Origin of the sequence: Phaeobacter sp. A36a-5a, assembly GCF_037911135.1 — a bacterium.
Classification (GTDB): domain Bacteria; phylum Pseudomonadota; class Alphaproteobacteria; order Rhodobacterales; family Rhodobacteraceae; genus Phaeobacter; species Phaeobacter bryozoorum.
In genome coordinates, this window is sequence record NZ_JBBLYU010000001.1 from 744,391 (window position 1) to 763,802 (window position 19,412).

23 protein-coding genes and 3 tRNA genes are annotated in these 19,412 nt (G+C 63.2%); 14 read left to right on the plus strand and 12 right to left on the minus strand.

Going from position 1 to position 19,412, the window contains the following annotated elements; all coding sequences use genetic code 11:
* Positions 1-166 precede the first annotated feature (166 nt).
* The 7 genes from bioB (at position 167) to WLQ66_RS03510 (ending at position 6,327) form a co-directional block, all read left to right on the plus strand.
* Positions 167-1,144, plus strand: a complete 978-nt coding sequence (gene bioB / locus WLQ66_RS03480; RefSeq protein WP_340545001.1) for a biotin synthase BioB — start codon at positions 167-169, stop codon at positions 1,142-1,144.
* Positions 1,144-2,283 carry an 8-amino-7-oxononanoate synthase gene (locus WLQ66_RS03485; protein WP_340545002.1) on the plus strand — a complete coding sequence of 380 codons (1,140 nt, stop codon included), beginning with the start codon at positions 1,144-1,146 and terminating at the stop codon, positions 2,281-2,283. The genes bioB and WLQ66_RS03485 overlap by 1 nt, the downstream gene beginning before the upstream one ends.
* A complete protein-coding gene (bioD, locus tag WLQ66_RS03490) occupies positions 2,280-2,999 on the plus strand; it encodes a dethiobiotin synthase (RefSeq protein ID WP_340545003.1) in 720 nt (239 codons plus the stop codon). Before WLQ66_RS03485 ends, bioD begins: the two co-directional genes overlap by 4 nt.
* On the plus strand, positions 2,996-4,294 hold the full coding sequence (gene bioA / locus WLQ66_RS03495; protein WP_340545004.1) for an adenosylmethionine--8-amino-7-oxononanoate transaminase: 1,299 nt from the start codon (positions 2,996-2,998) through the stop codon (positions 4,292-4,294). The genes bioD and bioA overlap by 4 nt, the downstream gene beginning before the upstream one ends.
* A gap of 3 nt (positions 4,295-4,297) precedes the next feature.
* Positions 4,298-4,918 carry a pimeloyl-ACP methyl esterase BioG family protein gene (locus WLQ66_RS03500; protein ID WP_340545005.1) on the plus strand — a complete coding sequence of 207 codons (621 nt, stop codon included), beginning with the start codon at positions 4,298-4,300 and terminating at the stop codon, positions 4,916-4,918.
* Positions 4,915-5,703 carry a methyltransferase gene (locus WLQ66_RS03505; RefSeq protein ID WP_340545006.1) on the plus strand — a complete coding sequence of 263 codons (789 nt, stop codon included), beginning with the start codon at positions 4,915-4,917 and terminating at the stop codon, positions 5,701-5,703. The genes WLQ66_RS03500 and WLQ66_RS03505 overlap by 4 nt, the downstream gene beginning before the upstream one ends.
* 96 nt (positions 5,704-5,799) lie before the next feature.
* Positions 5,800-6,327 (plus strand): DUF2478 domain-containing protein, encoded by a 528-nt coding sequence (locus WLQ66_RS03510; RefSeq protein ID WP_340545007.1) that lies wholly within the window; start codon positions 5,800-5,802, stop codon positions 6,325-6,327.
* Positions 6,328-6,551: 224 nt separating this feature from the next.
* On the opposite strand, the gene WLQ66_RS03515 is transcribed toward WLQ66_RS03510, so the two are convergent.
* Positions 6,552-6,635, minus strand: a tRNA-Tyr gene (locus WLQ66_RS03515).
* Positions 6,636-6,755: 120 nt separating this feature from the next.
* On the opposite strand from WLQ66_RS03515, the gene rlmB reads away from it, so the two are divergent.
* The 3 genes from rlmB (at position 6,756) to WLQ66_RS03530 (ending at position 9,203) form a co-directional block, all read left to right on the plus strand.
* The gene (rlmB, locus tag WLQ66_RS03520; protein ID WP_340545008.1) at positions 6,756-7,532 is read left to right on the plus strand and encodes a 23S rRNA (guanosine(2251)-2'-O)-methyltransferase RlmB; all 777 of its coding nucleotides are present in this window, start codon (positions 6,756-6,758) and stop codon (positions 7,530-7,532) included.
* Positions 7,533-7,750: 218 nt separating this feature from the next.
* The gene (locus WLQ66_RS03525) at positions 7,751-8,365 is read left to right on the plus strand and encodes a YHS domain-containing (seleno)protein (RefSeq protein ID WP_340545009.1); all 615 of its coding nucleotides are present in this window, start codon (positions 7,751-7,753) and stop codon (positions 8,363-8,365) included.
* A gap of 367 nt (positions 8,366-8,732) precedes the next feature.
* Positions 8,733-9,203, plus strand: coding sequence for a CoA-binding protein (locus WLQ66_RS03530; RefSeq protein WP_340545010.1), 471 nt, complete (start codon positions 8,733-8,735; stop codon positions 9,201-9,203).
* 213 nt (positions 9,204-9,416) lie between these two features.
* Here the strand turns inward: WLQ66_RS03530 and WLQ66_RS03535 are convergent, their stop codons facing one another.
* Genes WLQ66_RS03535 through WLQ66_RS03545 form a run of 3 tightly spaced genes read right to left on the minus strand, consistent with a single transcriptional unit; the run spans position 9,417 to position 11,010 of the window.
* Complete coding sequence (locus WLQ66_RS03535; RefSeq protein WP_340545011.1) at positions 9,417-9,734, minus strand: phosphoribosyl-ATP diphosphatase; 318 nt, start codon at positions 9,732-9,734, stop codon at positions 9,417-9,419.
* A complete protein-coding gene (gene hisF, locus WLQ66_RS03540; protein ID WP_340545012.1) occupies positions 9,731-10,492 on the minus strand; it encodes an imidazole glycerol phosphate synthase subunit HisF in 762 nt (253 codons plus the stop codon). Before hisF ends, WLQ66_RS03535 begins: the two co-directional genes overlap by 4 nt.
* Positions 10,493-10,527: 35 nt before the next feature.
* Entirely contained in the window at positions 10,528-11,010 is a 483-nt protein-coding gene (locus WLQ66_RS03545) for a DUF2867 domain-containing protein (RefSeq protein WP_340545013.1), read from the minus strand.
* A 273-nt stretch (positions 11,011-11,283) separates the two neighbouring features.
* Between WLQ66_RS03545 and WLQ66_RS03550 the strand changes: the two genes are divergently transcribed.
* The gene (locus WLQ66_RS03550) at positions 11,284-11,730 is read left to right on the plus strand and encodes a DUF302 domain-containing protein (RefSeq protein WP_340545014.1); all 447 of its coding nucleotides are present in this window, start codon (positions 11,284-11,286) and stop codon (positions 11,728-11,730) included.
* Between the two features lie 233 nt (positions 11,731-11,963).
* Here the strand turns inward: WLQ66_RS03550 and hisA are convergent, their stop codons facing one another.
* Positions 11,964-12,686 carry a 1-(5-phosphoribosyl)-5-[(5-phosphoribosylamino)methylideneamino]imidazole-4-carboxamide isomerase gene (gene hisA, locus WLQ66_RS03555; protein WP_340545015.1) on the minus strand — a complete coding sequence of 241 codons (723 nt, stop codon included), beginning with the start codon at positions 12,684-12,686 and terminating at the stop codon, positions 11,964-11,966.
* 193 nt (positions 12,687-12,879) lie between these two features.
* On the opposite strand from hisA, the gene WLQ66_RS03560 reads away from it, so the two are divergent.
* On the plus strand, positions 12,880-13,266 hold the full coding sequence (locus WLQ66_RS03560) for a DUF2147 domain-containing protein (RefSeq protein WP_340545016.1): 387 nt from the start codon (positions 12,880-12,882) through the stop codon (positions 13,264-13,266).
* A 72-nt stretch (positions 13,267-13,338) separates the two neighbouring features.
* Here the strand turns inward: WLQ66_RS03560 and WLQ66_RS03565 are convergent, their stop codons facing one another.
* Both WLQ66_RS03565 and WLQ66_RS03570 read right to left on the minus strand, forming a co-directional pair.
* On the minus strand, positions 13,339-13,722 hold the full coding sequence (locus tag WLQ66_RS03565; RefSeq protein WP_340545017.1) for a WGR domain-containing protein: 384 nt from the start codon (positions 13,720-13,722) through the stop codon (positions 13,339-13,341).
* Between the two features lie 39 nt (positions 13,723-13,761).
* A complete protein-coding gene (locus WLQ66_RS03570; RefSeq protein WP_340545018.1) occupies positions 13,762-14,298 on the minus strand; it encodes a peroxiredoxin-like family protein in 537 nt (178 codons plus the stop codon).
* Positions 14,299-14,400: 102 nt separating this feature from the next.
* On the opposite strand from WLQ66_RS03570, the gene WLQ66_RS03575 reads away from it, so the two are divergent.
* Positions 14,401-15,132: an AraC family transcriptional regulator gene (locus WLQ66_RS03575; RefSeq protein ID WP_340545019.1), complete on the plus strand. Its 732-nt coding sequence runs from the start codon at positions 14,401-14,403 to the stop codon at positions 15,130-15,132.
* Positions 15,133-15,226: 94 nt separating this feature from the next.
* Here the strand turns inward: WLQ66_RS03575 and hisH are convergent, their stop codons facing one another.
* Entirely contained in the window at positions 15,227-15,865 is a 639-nt protein-coding gene (hisH, locus tag WLQ66_RS03580; RefSeq protein WP_340545020.1) for an imidazole glycerol phosphate synthase subunit HisH, read from the minus strand.
* A complete protein-coding gene (hisB, locus tag WLQ66_RS03585; RefSeq protein WP_340545021.1) occupies positions 15,866-16,453 on the minus strand; it encodes an imidazoleglycerol-phosphate dehydratase HisB in 588 nt (195 codons plus the stop codon).
* Between the two features lie 203 nt (positions 16,454-16,656).
* On the opposite strand from hisB, the gene WLQ66_RS03590 reads away from it, so the two are divergent.
* On the plus strand, positions 16,657-16,896 hold the full coding sequence (locus WLQ66_RS03590; protein ID WP_340545022.1) for an Lrp/AsnC family transcriptional regulator: 240 nt from the start codon (positions 16,657-16,659) through the stop codon (positions 16,894-16,896).
* Between the two features lie 508 nt (positions 16,897-17,404).
* Here WLQ66_RS03590 and WLQ66_RS03595 read toward each other — a convergent pair.
* The 3 genes from WLQ66_RS03595 to WLQ66_RS03605 all read right to left on the minus strand — a co-directional run bounded on the left by WLQ66_RS03595 (position 17,405) and on the right by WLQ66_RS03605 (position 19,350).
* Entirely contained in the window at positions 17,405-18,757 is a 1,353-nt protein-coding gene (locus WLQ66_RS03595) for an aminotransferase (protein WP_340545023.1), read from the minus strand.
* 201 nt (positions 18,758-18,958) lie between these two features.
* A tRNA-Gly gene (locus WLQ66_RS03600) sits at positions 18,959-19,033 on the minus strand.
* Between the two features lie 242 nt (positions 19,034-19,275).
* A tRNA-Gly gene (locus WLQ66_RS03605) sits at positions 19,276-19,350 on the minus strand.
* Between the last annotated feature and the right edge of the window lie 62 nt (positions 19,351-19,412).

Here is a 19,412-nt window from a genome sequence, read left to right on the forward strand (position 1 = left end):
AGATTATTTATATATATAAATAACAATGCGCTAAATCCAAGATGACTCCTCCGGTGGGGCAAATCGCTGCATCGCAGCTTTGCGCTTGATCGCAACCCTGCAAGTTATCTATAAAACCGCAACGCCATCCGCGCATGGCCGACAGGTATAGAGAACAGGAGACAGCATGCTGGACGCTGCACCCATCCGCACCGACTGGACCCGCAAGGAAGCGGAAGCGATCTACAACAAGCCGTTCATGGATCTGCTGTTTGAGGCGCACAGCGTGCACCGACAGTATTTCGACCCCAATCAGGTGCAGAAATCCAAGCTCCTGAGCATCAAGACCGGCGGCTGCGCCGAGGATTGCGCCTATTGCTCGCAGTCGGCGCGCAACGGCGCGCAGCTCTCGGCCTCCAAGCTGATCGAGGTGCAGCGGGTGATTGCCGAGGCCAGGAAAGCCAAGGAAGGCGGCGCGACGCGCTACTGCATGGGGGCCGCCTGGCGCTCGCCCAAGGACCGCGACATGGCCGCACTTGAGGCGATGGTGCAGGGGGTCAAGGATCTGGGCATGGAAACCTGCATGACGCTGGGCATGCTGGACGAGGAACAGGTGTTCCGCCTGCGTGATGCGGGTCTCGATTATTACAACCACAATATCGACACCTCGGAGCGTTACTACTCCGAGATCATCACCACCCGCACCTTTGCCGACCGGATCGACACCCTGAACCGGGTTCGCGAGGCGGGCATCAAGGTCTGCTCCGGCGGTATCGTCGGTATGGGGGAGCAGCAGCTGGACCGTATCGACATGATGCTGGCGCTGGCGACGCTGGAGGTGCATCCCGACTCGGTGCCGGTCAACATGCTGATCCCGATCGCCGACACGCCGCTCGCCAATGTAGAGAAGCTGGATCCGATCGAATTTGTGCGTTCGGTGGCGCTGGCCCGCATCCTGATGCCGAAGTCGCATGTGCGCCTGTCGGCCGGCCGCACCGATATGTCGGACGAGATGCAGGCGATGTGCTTCTTTGCCGGTGCCAACTCGATCTTCGTGGGCGACACGCTGCTGACCGCCGACAACCCCGAAGAGGACAAGGATCAGCAGCTGTTCGACCGTCTGGGCATCACCGCCATGGCCGCGGGCTGCGACGGCAGCCGCTGATGGCGGGCGCCTTCCCGAGGCATGACAGATCGCTGGAAGCGCTGCGCACACGCGGACGCTACCGGCAACTGATGCCGCGGGACGGGCATGACTTTGCCTCCAACGACTACCTTGGGCTGGCAGGCAGCGATGTGCTGCGCGCCGCCGCTTCAGATGCGCTGGCGCGCGGGGTGCCGGTGGGGGCGGGCGGTTCGCGCCTTTTGCGCGGCAATGACGCCGAACACCAGCTGCTGGAGACGGAGGCGGCCGCGTTTTTCGGCACCGAGGCGGCGCTGTTCATGGGCGGCGGCTTCAACGCCAATCAGGCGATCTTCTCCACCCTGCCGCAGCAGGGGGATCTGGTGCTCTATGATGCGCTGATCCATGCCAGCACCCATGACGGGATGCGGCTGGGCCGGGCAGAGACCCGCAGCTTTGCCCATGGCGATTCGGAGGATGCTGCACGGGTGCTGAAGACCTGGCGCGCTGAGGGCGGCACGGGCCAGGCCTGGATCGCGGTTGAGGCGGTCTATTCCATGGACGGCGACCTCGCGCCGCTGGGGGTGCTGATGGCGCTGGCGGATGCAGAGGGCGCAGTGCTGGTGGTGGATGAGGCGCATTCGACCGGCGTGTTCGGCGATCTGGGTCGCGGACTAGCACATGACATCGCACACCGCCCCAACGTGTTGTCCTTACACACCTGCGGCAAGGCGCTGGGCGGTTCCGGCGCTTTGATTTGCGGCCAGCGGGTTCTGATCGAAACGCTGATCAACAAGGCGCGCGGCTTCATCTTCGCGACTGCGCCGTCGCCCTTGAACGCGGCGCTGGTGCGGGCGGCCTTGCAGGAGCTTCAGCAGAACCCGGACCGCCGCGAACAGGCGTGGCAGGGGATTACTCATGCGCATGATGAGGCCAAACGCCTGTGCGGGCTGGAAGGATTCCAAAGCCAGATCCTGCCGGTGGTGATTGGCGATGACAAACGCACCATGGCGCTGGCCGCAAGGATGCAGGCCCGCGGTTATGACATCCGCGGCATCCGCCCGCCGACGGTGCCGCGCGGCACCTCGCGGCTGCGGCTGTCGATCACGTTGAATACGGGGGCAGAGGTCATCACCCAGATGTTCGAAGACCTCGCCCGGGAAATGGAGAGTGCCGCATGAGCGCGCTGATCGTCACCGGAACCGATACCGGCATCGGCAAGACCATCTTCTCCGCCGGTCTGGTGCAGGCGCTGGGCGCGACCTATTGGAAGCCGGTGCAGTCCGGGCTTGAGGAGGAGACCGACAGCCAGATCGTCGCCCGCCTGTCCGGCCGCCCGGCGCTGCCGGAGGGATATCTGCTGCAGCTGCCCGCCTCGCCGCATCTGTCGGCGGAGGCCGAGGGGGTGGAGATCGACCCGGACACGCTGCCGTTGCCCGAAGTGGACGGTGTGCTGGTGGCCGAGGGGGCGGGCGGCCTGATGGTGCCTTTGAACCGCAAGGTGCTGTACCTGGACCTGTTTGCCCGCTGGGGCGAGCCGGTGATCCTCTGCGCGCGGACGCAGCTGGGAACCATCAACCACACGCTCCTGTCGCTGAAAGCGCTGCGCGATTCAGGCTGCACGGTGGCCGGCGTGGCCTTCATCGGAGATCCGGAACCTGCGGTGGAGGAAACCATCTGCCAGTTCGGCCAGGTCGCGTATTTGGGACGGCTGCCCTTCATGGAAGAGCTGAGGGCCACGCCCGAGCCTGGGCGGGTGCGAAGCGCCCTCCCGGGGGGAGGGTCGGGCGCGGCCCGGTCTATCGACCGGACCAGAACGGTGCTCGAAGATACCTTTGCCGAAAGCATCAACGTGGACCTGATCAAGGAGGCCTTGGCCCAAGGAGAGATGGCATGAGTGCGGCAGACCTCACCCAGCTGGAATTCGACCAGCAGCACCTCTGGCACCCTTACACCAACGTCGCCAAGCCTGGCCCGACCTTTGTGGTGAAGGAAAGCGAGGGCATGTACATCACGCTGGACGACGGCACAAGGCTGATCGACGCTATGTCGTCCTGGTGGTGCATGATGCACGGCCACAGGAACCCGGCAATCACCAAGGCGATCCACGCCCAGCTCGACACCCTGCCGCATGTGATGTTCGGCGGGCTGACCCATGACCCCGCCATCGACCTGGGCCGCAAGCTCTTGGAGATCACCCCCGAAAGCCTCACCCGCATTTTCTATTGCGACTCGGGCTCGGTCTCGGTCGAGGTGGCGATGAAGATGGCGGCGCAGTACCAGCACGCCATCGGCCAGCCCGGGCGCAAGCAGTTTGCCACCATCCGCTCCGGCTATCACGGCGACACCTGGAAAGCGATGAGCGTCTGCGACCCCGACACTGGGATGCACCACCTGTTCCAGGGCGCGCTGAGCGTGCAGCATTTCGTCTCACGCCCGCCGGTCCGCATCCATGAGGACTGGGTGGACGACCCGGCCCTAAACGGATTGGGTGAACTGCGCGATGTGCTGGAGGCCAACGCAGAAAGGATCGCCGCCTTCATCCTAGAACCTGTGGTGCAGGGTACTGGCGGTATGTATTTCTACCACCCGGAATATCTCAATCAGGCCCGTATCATCTGCGATGAGCTGGGTATCCTCCTGATCTTCGACGAAATCGCTACCGGCTTTGGCCGCACGGGGGAGCTGTTTGCCACCAATTTCTGCACTGTCGAGCCGGACATCATCTGCCTCGGCAAGGGGCTGACCGGCGGCCATATCTCCTTTGCCTGCACCATGACCAACGACCGTGTGGCGGAGGGCATCGGCGGCGGCAGTCCCGGTCTGTTCATGCACGGGCCGACCTACATGGGCAATCCGCTGGCCTGCGCCGCGGCTAAGGCCTCTCTGGATCTGCTGACCGGACAGGACTGGCGCGGCACCGTGGCGGCCATCGCTGAGCAGTTGCAGGCCGAACTGGCCCCGGCCCGCGATCTACCCAATGTGGCTGATGTGCGGGTCTTGGGCGCCATTGGTGTCATCGAGATGAAGCACCGCGTCTCGGCGGATGAGGCGCACGCGCGGGCGCATGAGATGGGCGTGTTCCTGCGCCCCTTCGGCACCAACATCTACACGATGCCGCCCTTCATCACATCGCCGGAGCAACTGAGCGAAATCACCGCAGGCATGCTGCGGCTGGCGCGGGAACTCTAGGCGATGGAATTCCGCTGGCTCAAACAGAACGAGGCAGTCGAGGCCATTGTGGTCTTCGGCGGCTGGGCGATTGGGGCGGATGTTTTTGCGCATCTCACCGGCCCTGAGGATGTTCTGTTTGTCAGCGATTTCCGCAGCCTTGATGCCGATCTCCCCGATCTGTCTGGCTACGATCATGTCACGCTGCTGGCCTGGTCTTTCGGCGTTGCGGGTTATGCCCATTGGCAGCAGGGGCGCGGCGATCCCTTTGATCGCAAGGTCGCGGTCAACGGCACCCTTGCGCCAGTGGACGAGACGCGCGGCATCCCGCCGGAGGTGATGGCCAGGACCGCAGAGGGGCTGAGTGAGCAGAGCTTTGCCCAGTTCCTGCGCCGGACATTCAATGCGCCGCAGTCTCCCCATGAGATCGACATTGACGCTCGCCGGGCCGAGCTGCATGCGGTCGCGCAGCGCGGACCGGCGCCGGCTGTCGGCTTTGATCTGGTCTGGATCGCTGGGCGGGACCGAATCTTTCCGCCCGCAAATCAGCACCGGGCCTGGGCGGGCGTGGCGCTGAGGGAGCTGCCCACAGCCGCCCATGCGCCGTTTGATCACTTCGACAGCTGGCAGGCCCTGCTGTCATGAGGGATCTGCCCCCCCCAACCGTGGATGCCGCCCGCGTGGCCCGCGCCTTTCGCCGTGGGCTTGGGAGCTACCACGATGCTGCCAGCGCGCAGGCACAGATCGCGGCAGAGCTGTCGGCGCTCCTCGCTGCACATATCGGCACCTCCCCCGTCGCACATCTGTTTGAATTCGGGGCAGGGACCGGCCATCTGACCGATGCGCTGTTGCGGGATCTGTCGGTCCGCCATCTCACGCTCAACGACCTTGTGCCAGAGGCAGAGGCAGGCCTTCAGCCGGTTCTGGCAGCGCATGGGCAATCGGCGCTCTTCCTGCCGGGACGGATCGAAACCCTCGCGCTGCCCGAAAACCTGGACCTGATCGCGGCTGCCTCGGTTGTGCAGTGGATCGGCGACCTGCCTTCCCTCCTGCAAGGGTTTGAGACCGCGCTGCGCCCCGGTGGGTGGCTGGCGCTCTCTGGCTTTGGGCACGCGCATTTCCACGAATTGGTCGCGCTGGGGTCCGGGGCGGCGGCGCCCAACTACATGGATCACCACGAATGGGCGCAGCATCTGCCGCCGGGGCTGCGACTTGTCGAGTTGCGGCAGGCTCCGATCACGCTCAGCTTTGAGACCCCGCGCGCCGTGCTGCACCACCTGCGGGCAACGGGCGTGAATGGCCAGTCTCGGGGAGGCTGGACCCGCAGAAGGCTGCGCCAGTTCGAGGAGGACTATCGTCGCCGCTTTGGCCATCAGGGGGGCGTGCGGCTGACCTATGATCCGGTGCTGATGCTGGCACAGCGTGTCTGATGCCAAAGTCGTGTATCGCGCGGCAATCGGGCCTCTGGCTGTCATGTGCATTTGGGGTTAGCCTGCGGGCACGCAATTTCCTAGCAAGAGGCCACAATGCATCTGTCCTACGTGATGACCCAGGAACGCGGTGCCACCGATAAACTGCTCAGCGCCCTGGCGGAGCGGTTGCAGGCCGATGGGCTGCGGCTGGCTGGCATCGTCCAGACCAACACCGAATGCTACGACAGCCAGCTCTGTGACATGGATGTGCGCGTTCTGCCCGCGGGCGAAACCATCCGCATCTCGCAGTCTCTCGGCCCCGAGGCACGCGGCTGCCGCCTGAACCCCGAGGCGCTGGAGCGCGCGGTTGGACAGGTCACGGCAGCGCTGGGGCAGGACCCGGCGCCGCAGGTTCTGCTGGTCAATAAATTTGGCAAACACGAAGCTGACGGGCGCGGGATGCGCCCCGTTATCGGCGAAGCGCTGGCGCGCGGCGCGGTCGTGGTTTCAGGTGTGAACCGGATGAACGTGGAGGCGTTTCAGAGCTTTTCCGACGGGCTGGCACAGGAGGCCGAACCGGACCTTGAGGCGTTGGTGAGCTGGGTCCATTCCGCCGTCGCACAGGCCGAACAGGACCGCTGAAGCCTTCGCGTCCAATCTCCAATTCGATGAGGCCGGTGCAGATTGCTGCGCCGGTTTTCTTCTGCCGCAGCCACGGATCATCAGCAGATGACATGGAAAGCAGCTCAGCGGCTGAGCGTCTTGATGTGCCGGAATAGTGATATGTATCAGAGGCTTGCGAGATGCGCCCATGGTCCGGGCGGTTGCCACCATCTTCTTGCTTACCGGTGCTGAAAGAGAGAAGATGGTGGGCGACCCTGGAATCGAACCAGGCGTGCGTCTCCGCGAGGGAGTTACAGTCCCCTGCCACACCTTGCGGCCTGTCGCCCACAATCAGTTGCGTGTTGCACCTGATGTGGAGGCGTGATTACAAGCAGGCCAAAGGGGCGTCAACAGGAAAATCGCCAGATTTTCACACGGGTCCGGATTTCTTTCTGCTGGAGAGCAAAATGTCTAAAAAACCCAAATGGGTCGTCGAAAAAGAGCAGTCCAAAAAGGCAGCCTCGGCGGAAACGGTATGGTTGTTCGGTCTTCATGCGGTGCGCGATGCGCTGCTCAATCCCAAGCGCGAAAAACTGCGTCTGATGGTGACCCAGAACGCCGAGGCGAAACTGGCCGATGCCATCGCCCAGTCGGGCATCGAAGCCGAGGTGATCGACCCGCGCAAGTTCAACCCGCCGATCGACAAACAATCCGTCCATCAGGGCGCGGCGATGGAGGTCAAGCCGTTGAACTGGGGCGGTCTGGCGGAAAACTGCATCGGTGCGGAACGCCCGCGTGTGGTGCTCCTGGACCGGGTCACTGATCCGCATAACGTCGGTGCCATCCTGCGCTCGGCCGAGGTGCTGGGCGCCAGCGCCGTGATCGGCACGCGGCATAACTCGGCACCGGAAACCGGCGCCCTTGCCAAAACCGCCAGCGGCGCGCTTGAGCGCCAGCCCTATCTGCGGATGCGCAATCTCGCCGATACCATCGTCGAGTTGCAGCGGATGGGGTTTCTGGTGCTCGGCCTTGATGGCGAGGCGGAAGAGACCATCGAAACCGTGCTTGAGGGGCGCAAGGGGGATCCGGTAGCCCTGGTGCTGGGGGCCGAAGGGCCGGGCCTGCGCCAGAAGACCAAGGAAACTGTGGATCATCTGGTGAAGATTGACGCGGCGGGCGGATTCGGATCGCTGAACGTCTCCAATGCCGCGGCGATTGCGCTTTATGCCTCTATTGCGCGCTAAGCCTTGCCTGCCTGTCGATGCCGCCAGCTGAACCGCTAGCGGCGGCCCAGCCCCGATCAGGGGTTGGGCGCATCTGTGCAAAGGTCACGGATCCATCACAAATGCGTATCCACCCTTTGCAGCGGCCTGCGCGCCGGGCAGACTTGGCCGGGTAAGAGCGACTGTTCTTGCTGCGCTTTAAATTCAACCCCAGTTTCCTGACAAGGACCTGCACGCCTGTGACGTTTTCGACTGCCATCATCTGCCGGAGCTGGCGCGCCTGCGCACAGCCCGTGTTGGGTGCCTCGGCAGAACTGGTGGCTGGTTGGCTGGCCGGTTGGCTGGCCGGTCTGGTGGTCGGCGGGGCCGCGTCGCGAAGCGATGCCAAGGCGGGATCCAGGCTCGCCGCCCTGTGCCTGGGCGCGCTGATCACCCTGGCCGCAGCGATGCTGACAGCCACGCCAGCACGGGCGGAGGTTGCACTGGTCTCCGCGCCGCGTGGGCTGGCGGTGGGCGGCCATGACGTGGTGGCGTTCTTTCAGGATGGCGCGGCAATCCCCGGTCAGCAAGACCATGCGATCCTGTGGCGCGGGGCGATCTGGCGCTTTGCCTCATCGCAGAATCAGGAAGAATTCGAACGCAATCCCAGAGCTTTTGCGCCACGATTTGGCGGCTATTGCGCCTATGCGCTGTCGCAGGGATATCTGGCGCCCGGCAATCCGACGCTCTGGGTGATTGCCGACGGGCGACTCTATCTCCTGAACAACCCCAGCGCATTGGCCGCCTGGGAGGCGGAGCGGCTGAGGTTGATCGCTGATGCCGAACAGCAGTGGCCAGCCGTCCTGCGCAAATGACCGCCTCGAACGCCTGCTTGTGCTATGGGCCTATGTGACTGGCCCCGCAGGAGAAATGTCACGAATTTGAGAGGATCCCTTTCAAAACGCGATGACCATCCCATATTATTAACAGACTGCGAATTGGAACCTTCGCAGATCTTTTTCACTGTCCCTCGTTCCATACCTCGCGCCCAGGTTTGTCCTGGGCGCTTTTTTATTGTCTGACCGGGCTTTATCTCTCGTTCTTGCGCCAACAGGCTGGTCCGCCAGCGGGCGTCAGAGCCGTTGCAATTCATCTTGCACCTCGTGTCCCAGCCGATAGGGTCAGGCAGATCGAAGCGCGATGAGGGCGCCTTGATACGAGGCCAGAACAGCCGGGGGAGCGATGCCAGACTATTCCGATCGACATCTGAAGGACGTGCTCACACGGAGCAAGACCATTGCCGTGGTCGGGGTCTCCACGAACCCGGTGCGTCCCAGCTACTATGTGGCCCGCTATCTCGGGCTCAAGGGCTATCGCGTCCTGCCGGTGAATCCCGGTCATGCCGGCAAAACCCTGTTCGGCCAGACCATTCACGCCAGTCTACGGGACATCGACGAGCCGGTGCATATGGTCGACATCTTTCGCCGCTCAGAGGCGGTCCCATCCATTGTCGAGGAGGCGCTGGAGGTCTGCGAGGGGCTGCAGACGATCTGGATGCAGATCGGAGTCGAACATGCCGAAGCGGCTGAACGGGCAGAAGCGGCAGGCCTCACCGTGATCCAGAACCGGTGCCCCAAGATTGAATATCAGTGCCTGTTTGGCGAGCTGCGCATGGGTGGGTTTGCCACCGGAATCATCTCGTCGAAACTGTGATGCCCGACCGCCGGGCAGGGCGCTCCCGCCCATTCCCGCCGCCCTGACGGGCGGCATACACGGTTGGGCCGGGCGCCGCTGCGCGGCGCAGACGATGTGTTGGGATCCCCTTGAAGGACCTTAACGATTGTAAGGGGTCTTTGCGCGTCAAGGGCAAGCCGCGCGTGCCGCGCCGAGGCTGCGCCTCCGCTGATCCGCCGCATGGCCTGGATTTCAGCCCTTGGGGCGGGCGGCCTTCTCGGCGATGCCGCTCAGACCCTGACGCTCGGCCAGAACCTGTAGCACATCATCCAGCGCCACATCGCGGGCCGCCAGCATCACCAGAAAATGATACAGCACATCGGCGCCCTCGGAGGCAAGTCCGGCCGTGTTGTCCTTCACCGCCTCGATGATGGCCTCAATGGCTTCCTCGCCGAATTTCTCGGCGCATTTCTCTGGACCCTTGGCCAGCAGTTTGGCGGTCCAGCTGCTCTCCGGATCAGCCCCCTTGCGGGACAGAATGGTGGCTTCGAGATCGTGCAGCAGGCTCATGTCAGCCTCATCGGGATACCGGCCTTGGCCATATGCTCTTTGGCCTCCTGGATGGTGTATTCGCCAAAGTGGAAGATCGACGCCGCCAGAACCGCGCTGGCGCCGCCTTCGGTGACGCCCTCGACCAGATGGTCGAGCGTGCCAACCCCGCCAGAGGCAATCACCGGCACGTCAACCGCATCCGAAATGGCGCGGGTGAGCGGCAGGTTGAAGCCGGATTTCGTGCCGTCGCGATCCATCGAGGTGAGCAGGATTTCCCCGGCGCCCTTGGCAACGACCAGCCGGGCGAAGTCCACCGCATCAATGCCGGTTTCGCGGCGCCCGCCATGGGTGAAGATCTCCCATTTGCCGGGGGCCACGGTCTTGGCGTCGATGGCGCAGACGATGCACTGGCTGCCAAACTGATCGGCCGCCTCGCGGATCACATCCGGGTTGGCCACGGCTGCGGAATTGAACGACACCTTATCGGCGCCTGCCAGCAGCAACGCGCGCACATCATCCTTTGTGCGCACCCCACCGCCCACGGTCAGCGGCACAAAACACTGCTCTGCGGTGCGTCGCACCATATCGAACATGGTGCCGCGATTTTCGTGGGTTGCATGAATGTCGAGAAAGCAGATTTCATCCGCGCCTGCCGCGTCATAGGCCTTGGCTGCCTCAACCGGGTCTCCGGCATCGCGCAGGCCGACAAAATTGACACCTTTGACCACGCGGCCGTCAGCCACGTCGAGACAGGGGATGATACGGGTCTTCAGCATGGCGATCCCTTTGCCGCTGGGGGTGCCTTGTGTCTTTACTGCGCGGGTGGTTGGGATGCAATCATCGGGCGGTGCCGCGCGATGCGGCGCATGCTGTCACGGATGATCAGGATGTGAAACGGCATCACCAGCGCCAGATAGATCCGTCCCAGCAGATTGTGACGATGCACCCAGGTGGCCATGTGAATCCGTCCTTCGTGCCGCAATACGGTGATCCGGAAATCGAGATGAGCATCATCGGCGCCGAGGATCAGCTCGCGGCCGTCCTCGAATGTCACCGGAAAAATCGCGCCCTCGCCGGTGTCGCTCACCTCGGTCTTCAGCCCGAGTGGGCGGACCAAGGCATTGCGCAGCCGCAGGAGTGCGGCTGCCCAGCCCGGCATCGACAGGCCGATATCGGCGGCCTCACGCGGGGTGAGCGGACTGTCGACCGCATAGCCATCGACAAAATCACCGGGCGATACCATCTGCCACAAACGGGCGCTGTCTGGGAGGCGGGTCTTGCGGACGCGGGGCATGGGAGAACTTTCGTGTCTGTGATCGCAACCGGAGGCGCCGGTTGCGCTGTCGCCGCGCAATAGACGCCATTACGTGAGGAATGGAAAGCAGGCGCGGTGCCGCAGGCCGCGCGTGGCCTTGGGGCGTCGACCGCGGGTCTTGCCTGGCAGAGGGTGGGCCACAGAGGGGCGGTCAGGTCAGCGACACTCTGCCGATGCCTGAGATGTGAATTGCCTGTTTGCCCCGCTTGGCCTGTGCTGCTGGCATGTTGTCATTTTCTCGGAGCCATCGCCATGATCAAATCCCTCGCCCTTGCCGGAACTCTTGCTGCCCTCTCCGCGATCCCGGCCGCAGCCGAACTGATGACGGTTCCGAGCCCGAGTTCCGTGTCTGACACCATGGATGCGCTACAGGCGGCGGTCGAAGGCGCCGGGGCCACGGTTTTTGCCCGGGTGGACCACGCTGCGGGTGCGGCAGCCGTGGATATGTCCCTCGCCGAGGCGCAACTCCTGATCTTTGGCAACCCCCAGCTGGGCACCCCCGCGATGCAGGCGGATATGCGGGCGGGGCTTTTCCTGCCGCTGAAGGTTCTGGTCCATGAGGATGCCGAGGGGCAGGTCTGGCTGACCTATGAAAACCCGTCAGAGATGCTGGCGGGTCTGGATATCGCGGCTGATGCCGATGTCATCGCCAAGATGCAGGGCGCGCTGGCAAAACTGACGGCGGCCGCCGCGCGCTGATCCACTGCGGGGGCAGCTGGAGCCAACCGGGAGCGGGGGCCGGGGGCCGGGGGGGGGGGGGGGGGGGGGGGGGGGGGGGGGGGGGGGGGGGGGGGGGGGGGGGGGGGGGGGGGGGGGGGGGGGGGGGGGGGCGGGGGGGGGGGGGGGGGGGGGGCGGGGGGGGGGGCGCTGCCCCCTCTGGGCCTTTGGCCCATTCACCCCCGGGATATTTTCGGCCAGAAGAAGACCAGGTCTCAGCCCTTCAGGATCTTCAGCGCCTGCGCGAGGTCGATGGCCCCATCGTAGAGGGCGCGGCCGGAAATCGCGCCATTGAGCGGCGCGCCGCAGGATTTCAGGGCCTGCAAATCGTCGAGCGAGGACACGCCGCCCGAGGCGATCACCGGGATGCTGACGGCATTGGCCAGATCTGCCGTTGCCTCGATATTCGGCCCCTTCATGGCGCCGTCGCGCAGAATATCGGTGTAGATGATCGCGGCAACACCTGCGTCTTCGAAGGATTTTGCCAGATCCGTAACCATCACATCGGTTTCCTCGGCCCAGCCTTTGGTCGCAACGCGGCCATTGCGCGCGTCAATGCCGACGGCAACCTTGCCCGGGAATGCACGTGCCGCCTCGCGGACCAGATCGGGATTTTCCACCGCCACGGTGCCAAGGATCACCCGCGCCAGCCCCTTGTCGATCCAGCGTTCGATGGTCGCCATATCGCGAATACCGCCGCCCAGCTGTGCGGGCACCTGGCACCGTTTCAGAATGTCCTCGACCGGGGCCGCATTGACCGGCTCGCCTGCAAAGGCACCGTTGAGATCGACCAGATGCAGCCATTCGCAGCCAGCGGCGACAAACTCCAGCGCCTGCGCTGCCGGATCGTCGTTGAAGACCGTTGTCTTGTCCATATCGCCATGCAGCAGGCGAACGGCTTGCCCGTCCTTGAGATCAATTGCGGGGTAGAGGATCATATCGCGTGCCCTTATCGGTACTGCCAGAACTGTCTGAGCCGGGGCCGCTGCCTCCGGTCGCCGGTGATCGGGGGCGGGCCTGCTCTGACGCCTCTTTTGCACAAGGCGGCCCGTGATTGCAACGCGACCCGAGGTCAAGCTTGCCTGAATTGCCTCTTGGCGGCCAGACTGGCTGCAAAAGGGAGGATGACACATGAAGAAACTGGCACTTGGCGTGACATTTGCACTGGGGCTGGCGGGCATGGCCGCGGCGGATCCGGTGCTGGGCACCTGGAAGACGCAGACGGATGACGGCTCTTATGCGCATGTCACCATGGCGCCCTGCGGCGCGGCGGTCTGCGGCAAGATCAGCCGGACCTTCAATGCCGAGGGAGAGTATAAATCCCCCAATATCGGCAAGACATTGGTGATCGATATGGTGGCCAATGGCGACGGGTCTTATGCGGGCAAGGTCTGGCGGCCGTCGAACAACAAGATCTACATCGGCAAGATGAACCTGTCGGGCACATCGCTGGCTCTGCGGGGCTGTGTCGCGGGCGGGCTGATCTGCTCCAAACAGACCTGGAGCCGCGTGAAGTAAACAGCCGGATTGCTGTTAGCGATCGGACGGGCGGCGTGGACGGTATGTCTGCGCCGCCTTTTTTGTGCCGGTCTAGAACAGCCCCAGCTGAACCGGAATCGGGACAAAGCCGCGTTTGATCTGACGGTCGCGCTGCTGCGCCGCTGCGGCCAGCGCGATCTCCTGCGAGGCATAGTAGCTGCGCCGCTGCTGCCCTCCGGCCTCACCCAAGGGCCCGCTGGTCTGCTCGACACACCATTCGCCAAACAGGGTTCGGCTCAGATGCAGCACGCAATAGCGGTGCTGGCCTTCCTGGTGGTCGAATTTTTCAAGACGGATCTGCACCGGACGGTGACCTGCAAGCGACTGGGATATCTGGGTCTGCGGTGTATGCCCTTGTGCGGCACCGCTGTCCATCCATTCTTGCCCGGATTTCTGCCTGTCGACCTGAGGCAGGTGGCGATCCGGCCACAGCACGCCGTCGCCAACAGGCGCCGCGACCTGGCGCAGCCCGCGTCAGACGTCGCCGTCGTATTCGCCGCGCGCCGGATAGTCGTTGGCGATGGCGAAATCCAGCGCCGATACCAGCTCTGAAAAATGCGGCCGGACAAAGGGCATGGTCTGCACCGACCCATAGTAGAGCGTCTGCTCCGGGGTCACCATGAACAGGCCCGGTTCGGAGAACAGCGCCGGCTCCTCGATCCCGATTGATGTCTTCCCGCGTGAGGTCGACAGGTACAGACCCCATTGGCGGGCGACATTCAGGGGCAGATCATAGCCAAACCGTAGGTTCTTCGCCTCGATCTTCTCGGCCATAGCGCGGGTGCGCTCTTCGCCGTCCGAACTGACCGCAATGCAGTTCACGCCACGGCTGGCGAAATCGGCCACCCGTTTTTCCAGTTCCTTGAGGTAGTTGGCACAGATCGGGCAGTGCAGTCCGCGATAAAAGCAGATCACGGTGCCGCGCTGGCTGTCTTCCCGCGACAGGTCAAACGGTCCATGGTCCAGCGTTGGCAGGGTCAGATCGGGCGTGGGTTGGCGTGGCATCAACATGTTGTCGCTCCTTGTTCGAAGTCAGCCCTGGGGGCTTGTCTCGAAGTATGGCGCAGCATAGTATCAGATAAATCCGAAAAACCTGATGGAAACACCGATATCATGGACCGCCTGACCACATTGATGGAGCGTTTCCAGCTCTCCGTTCGCGCTGCCGCACCGGGAGAGGCCAATCTTATCGCTCTGGCGGATGCGTCGGGGGAGCCGGTGCGGCTGCTCTACAGCAGTTGTGATGATGCCCCGGCGCAGCCGCCTGACAGGGTGATGTGGGCGGCACGGGTGGATTGGTCAGGGCGCCGCAATCCGCTCATCGCCGCACTGCCCGGGCTGGTGGATTATGACATCGCCGACAAGCCGGAGGCCCGGAATCTGCTGCGGTTGATGCGGGATGAGGCCGATGCGCAGCGCTGTGGGGCGCAATCGGTGATCAACCGGCTGGGGGAGGTGCTGATGGTGCGGCTGCTGCGGCATCAGATCCGCGAGGGTGCTACGGAGCCGGGGCTGCTGGCAGGGCTGTCCGACCCGCGTCTCAGCCGGGCGATTGTGGCGATGCACGATCACCCCGGCCGCCTTTGGAGCAATGCCGATCTGGCCGAGGTCGCCGGCCTGTCGCTGTCCCGCTTTGCCGAGCTGTTCGGGGCCGCTGTCGGCGAAACCCCGATGGGGTACCTGCGCCGCTGGCGGTTGATTCTGGCGCATCAGGATCTCACGCGCGGCGACCGGGTGGAGGCCGTGGCCCGCCGCTATGCCTATGCCAGCCCCGAAGGCTTCAGCCGTGCCTTTCGCAAGGCCTATGGTGCGGCGCCGCTCTCGCTGCGCAGGGCAGCGGCCTGATCGCGCCCCGCCTGTCATCTTTCCATAAATACTCAAAAACAAAAGCCGCCTGTGCAGCAGGCGGCTTTTCATATGCTGCGGGCCAACCGCTGTGTCACGGTCGCCAGGTCAGAAAATTCCCGATCATCCGCAGGCCGATATCCTGGCTTTTCTCCGGGTGAAACTGCATCCCCACCATGGTGTCGCGCCCGATGACGGCCGTGACATCGCCGCCATAGTCCACATGCGCCAGCCGTTCCGCCGGATCGGTGACGCGGAAATGATAGGAATGCACGAAATAGCAGTGATCGCCTGAGGAAATACCATCAAAAATCGCGTGGTCATGGTCGATCACCAGATTGTTCCAGCCCATATGCGGCACTTTCAGACTGTGGTCGCTTGGGGTGATCTTGACCACATCGCCCTCAACCCAGCCAAGGCCGGGCGTCTCGCGATACTCATGACCGGTGGTGGCCATCAGCTGCATACCGACGCAGATGCCGAGGAAGGGTCGGCCGTTCTGCTCGACCGCCTCCACCATCGCCTCATAGATGCCGCGATGGCCGCGCAGTTCTTCTGCGCAGGCCGGAAAGGCGCCGTCGCCGGGCAGCACCAGCCGATCGGCCCGCGCCACCACATCCGCGTCAGAGGTCACGATCACCTCGCCGCCATTCACCTCCCGCGCCATGCGCTGAAAGGCTTTTTCGGCGGAGTGGAGATTGCCGGATTCATAGTCGATGATCGCGGTCAGCATTTACAGAGCGCCTTTGGTGGACGGGATCGCATCCGCCTTGCGCGGGTCGGTCTCAACGGCGGTGCGCAGCGCGCGCGCCACCGCCTTGAACGCGGCCTCGGCAATATGGTGGCTGTTGAACCCGTGCAGCTGGTCGATGTGCAGGGTGATGCCGCCATGGGTGCTCAAGGCTTGAAAGAACTCGCGCACCAGCTCGGTATCAAAGCTGCCGATCTTCTGGGTTGGCAGCTCAACGTTCCAGATCAGGAAGGGGCGTGCCGACAGATCCAGCGCACAGCGCACCTGGGCGTCATCCATCGGCAGGTGGCATTCGCCATAACGGTTGATGCCTTTCTTGTCGCCAAGTGCGGCAACCAGCGCCTGACCCAGTGCAATGCCGGTGTCCTCCACCGTGTGGTGGTCGTCGATGTGATAGTCACCCTTGGCGCGGATGGTCATGTCGATCAGCGAGTGGCGCGACAGCTGGTCCAGCATGTGATCAAAGAAACCGACGCCGGTCTGATTGTCATAGGCACCAGTGCCATCGAGGTTGATCTCGACACTGATCTCGGTTTCGGCGGTCTTGCGGGTGATCTGAGCGGTACGCATGGTCGGCATGTCCTTGATATCCTGCCGCTGCTTATAGGGGCAGGGCGGGGCCGCGCTCAAGCCTGCCGCGTCAATTGGCGCAAAACTGTTGCGCCAATTGTCTGCGGCCAGCCCCTAATGCCCGTCGCCGGGGATTGCCTCTGCTGCGCCCGCATGCCAGCTTGGCGCGCAAACCACGCATTCCCAAACAGTTGAGGGCCATCATGTCCACCTGCGTCTTTATCCAGATCCGCTGCAAACCCGGCACCACCTACAAAGTGGCCGAAGAGATTGCCCTGCGTGAAATCCACTCCGAGCTTTATTCCACCAGTGGCGATTATGATCTCCTGATGAAACTCTACATTCCCAGCGATCAGGATGTTGGCAAATACATCAACGATCAGCTGCTCGATATCGAGGGAATCGAACGCTCGCTGACAACGATGACCTTCAAGGTGTTCTGACCTCGGATCCGGCTCAAAGGCTCAGACAGGAAGCTCTGCGGCCCGCAGCCTGTCAGGCAGAACTTCACGCAGAGTTTCAGCCAGACTGTCCGGCGGCAGGGAGTGACGCGGTCCGTGCCGCCTCACGTCCCATGCCCCGGTTCCCCCGACCTACCGGATACAGTGGTCCCCGGACCCATTGGTCTCCGTATCCCACAGGTCCCTGACCATCAGGTTCCCCCCGAAACCATCCGACCACAGGGCCATGCGGGATCGCGAAATGCGCTGGTGCTGAAATGCAAGGTTTGGAACACCCTTGGGATAAGACAAACCTCGCAGTAATTTGTGATCCTTTCACGGGGAAAAACCGCAAGATTGTGACATTACCGGATATCGCACAGATCTCGCGGGTGTCGTTATCAGCCTGTTGTCTGGCTAGGCGGAGGTCTTGGGGGCGATAAAAAAGCAGCGCCTCAGCCGGGGCGCTGCTCTTGTCGGTCCGTCGTTGCACACTGGGGCGTCTGCGGCCTCAATGCGCCAGGTGACCGGCTGCCTTCAGCTCTTCGAAACTGGCGTCGATTGCGGTTTTCAGGCGTGCCAGCATGTCGTCCACCTCATCCTTCGTGATGATCAGCGGCGGGCAGAGCGCGACCGCATTCCCGGCCACGGCCCGCAGGATCAGACCATTGTCCTGACACAGCCTTTGCGCGGTGGCCCCGGCAAGACCCCTGTCAAAGCTTGCGCCGGTGGTCTTGTTCGAGACCAGTTCCAGCGCCGCGATCAGCCCCTTGCCGCGCACTTCGCCCACCAGCGGATGATCTGTAAAGATCTCGCGCAGCTGCGCCTGCATGTAGCTGCCAACCTCGGCGGCGTGGTCGAACAGATTGTCGCGCTCGTAGATTTCGAGCGTCTTCAGCGCGGCGGCACAGGCGACCGGGTGCCCGGAGTAGGTATAGCCATGCCCAAACACGCCGACCTGATTGGTCTGATCCACCATCGCCTCATACATCCAGCCCGGAATGACCGAGGCCGAGATCGGGAAATAGGCCGAGGACAACTGCTTGGCAAAGGTCATCAGATCCGGCTTGATGCCCATGGTGGTGCAGCCGAAATCGGCGCCGGTGCGCCCAAAGCCACAGATCACCTCATCGGCCCAGACCAGAATGCCATATTTGCGCAGCAGCGCCTGTAGCCCCTCATAGTAGCCCTCCGGCGGCACGATCACGCCAGAGGCGCCAGTGATCGGCTCCACGATCATCGCCGCAATCGTTTCGGGATCTTCCGCCAGGATCTGGTCTTCGAGGTTCTGAAGGATGCGCTCGACAAATTGCGCCTCGGTCTCATTGCCCTTGCGGGCGGTGTAATAATGCGGCGAGTCGGCGCGCAGGATCGACAGCGCCTCCAGCGGGGCATCAAAATGCGCAAGATTCGCGGGCAGGGAGGTCAGCGAGCCGGCTGCAACCGTGACCCCGTGATAGCCGCGCTCGCGGGTGATGATCTTGCGCTTCTCCGGCTTGCCGATTGCGTTGAAGTAATAGCGCAGCATCTTGTAATGGGTGTCATTGGCGTCGGAGCCTGAGTTGCCAAAGAAGATATAGGCGTCCTCCACCGGCACCATCGCGGCCAGCTTCTTCGCCAGATCCTGGATCGGCTGATGGGTCTTGCCGCCAAAGGTGTGCGAAAATGGCAGCTTATGCAGCTGCTCGGTGATCGCATCCATCACTTCGGTATTGCTGTAGCCCAGCGATGTACACCAGAGCCCGGCCAGCCCTTCGATATATTTGTTGCCCTCGCTGTCGAACACATAGATGCCCTCGCCGCTCTCAAGGCAGAGCTGTTCGGTGGCGGTGAAATTGGTGGTGGGATAGATGACCGGGGCCATGGGCTGTTGTCCTCCTGAGCTGAAGCGCCAGACCTGCGGCGCATAGGCGATGGGGCTCTGGCCCCTTTGGCACAGCATTGGCGGGTTTTGAGAGTCGCGTCAAAGGAATTTGATCAAATGTTCGCGCAAGCGCATCGTGGCGCTGATCCGGGTGCGGAAACGCAAAAGGCCGCTCGTAAAGAGCGGCCTTTGCAGTCCAAATGGAGCGGGCGAGGCGATTCGAACGCCCGACCCTAACCTTGGCAAGGTTATGCTCTACCCCTGAGCTACGCCCGCGCTGCCATTTGGTGAGGCGGTGTTTAGGAAATTGCCGCAGCACCTGCAAGAGGAAAAATGACAGCTGCGTGAAGAAATTAATCGGACGCCCACCCGTACGTCAGCCCTGCACGTCAGCCCTGCGCGCAGATCCAGATGCCGCAATCATCATCGCCGTAAAGACACCGCAGATGGCCGGGTAACCCTGTGTTTTTGGTAGAAAAACAAAAAGTCGCTCAAAAGAGCGGCCTTTGTGATCCCGATGGAGCGGGCGAGGCGATTCGAACGCCCGACCCTAACCTTGGCAAGGTTATGCTCTACCCCTGAGCTACGCCCGCGCTGCCATCCGGTGAGGCGGTGAATAGGCAATTGCGCGCAGGGCTGCAACCGAAAAACAGCG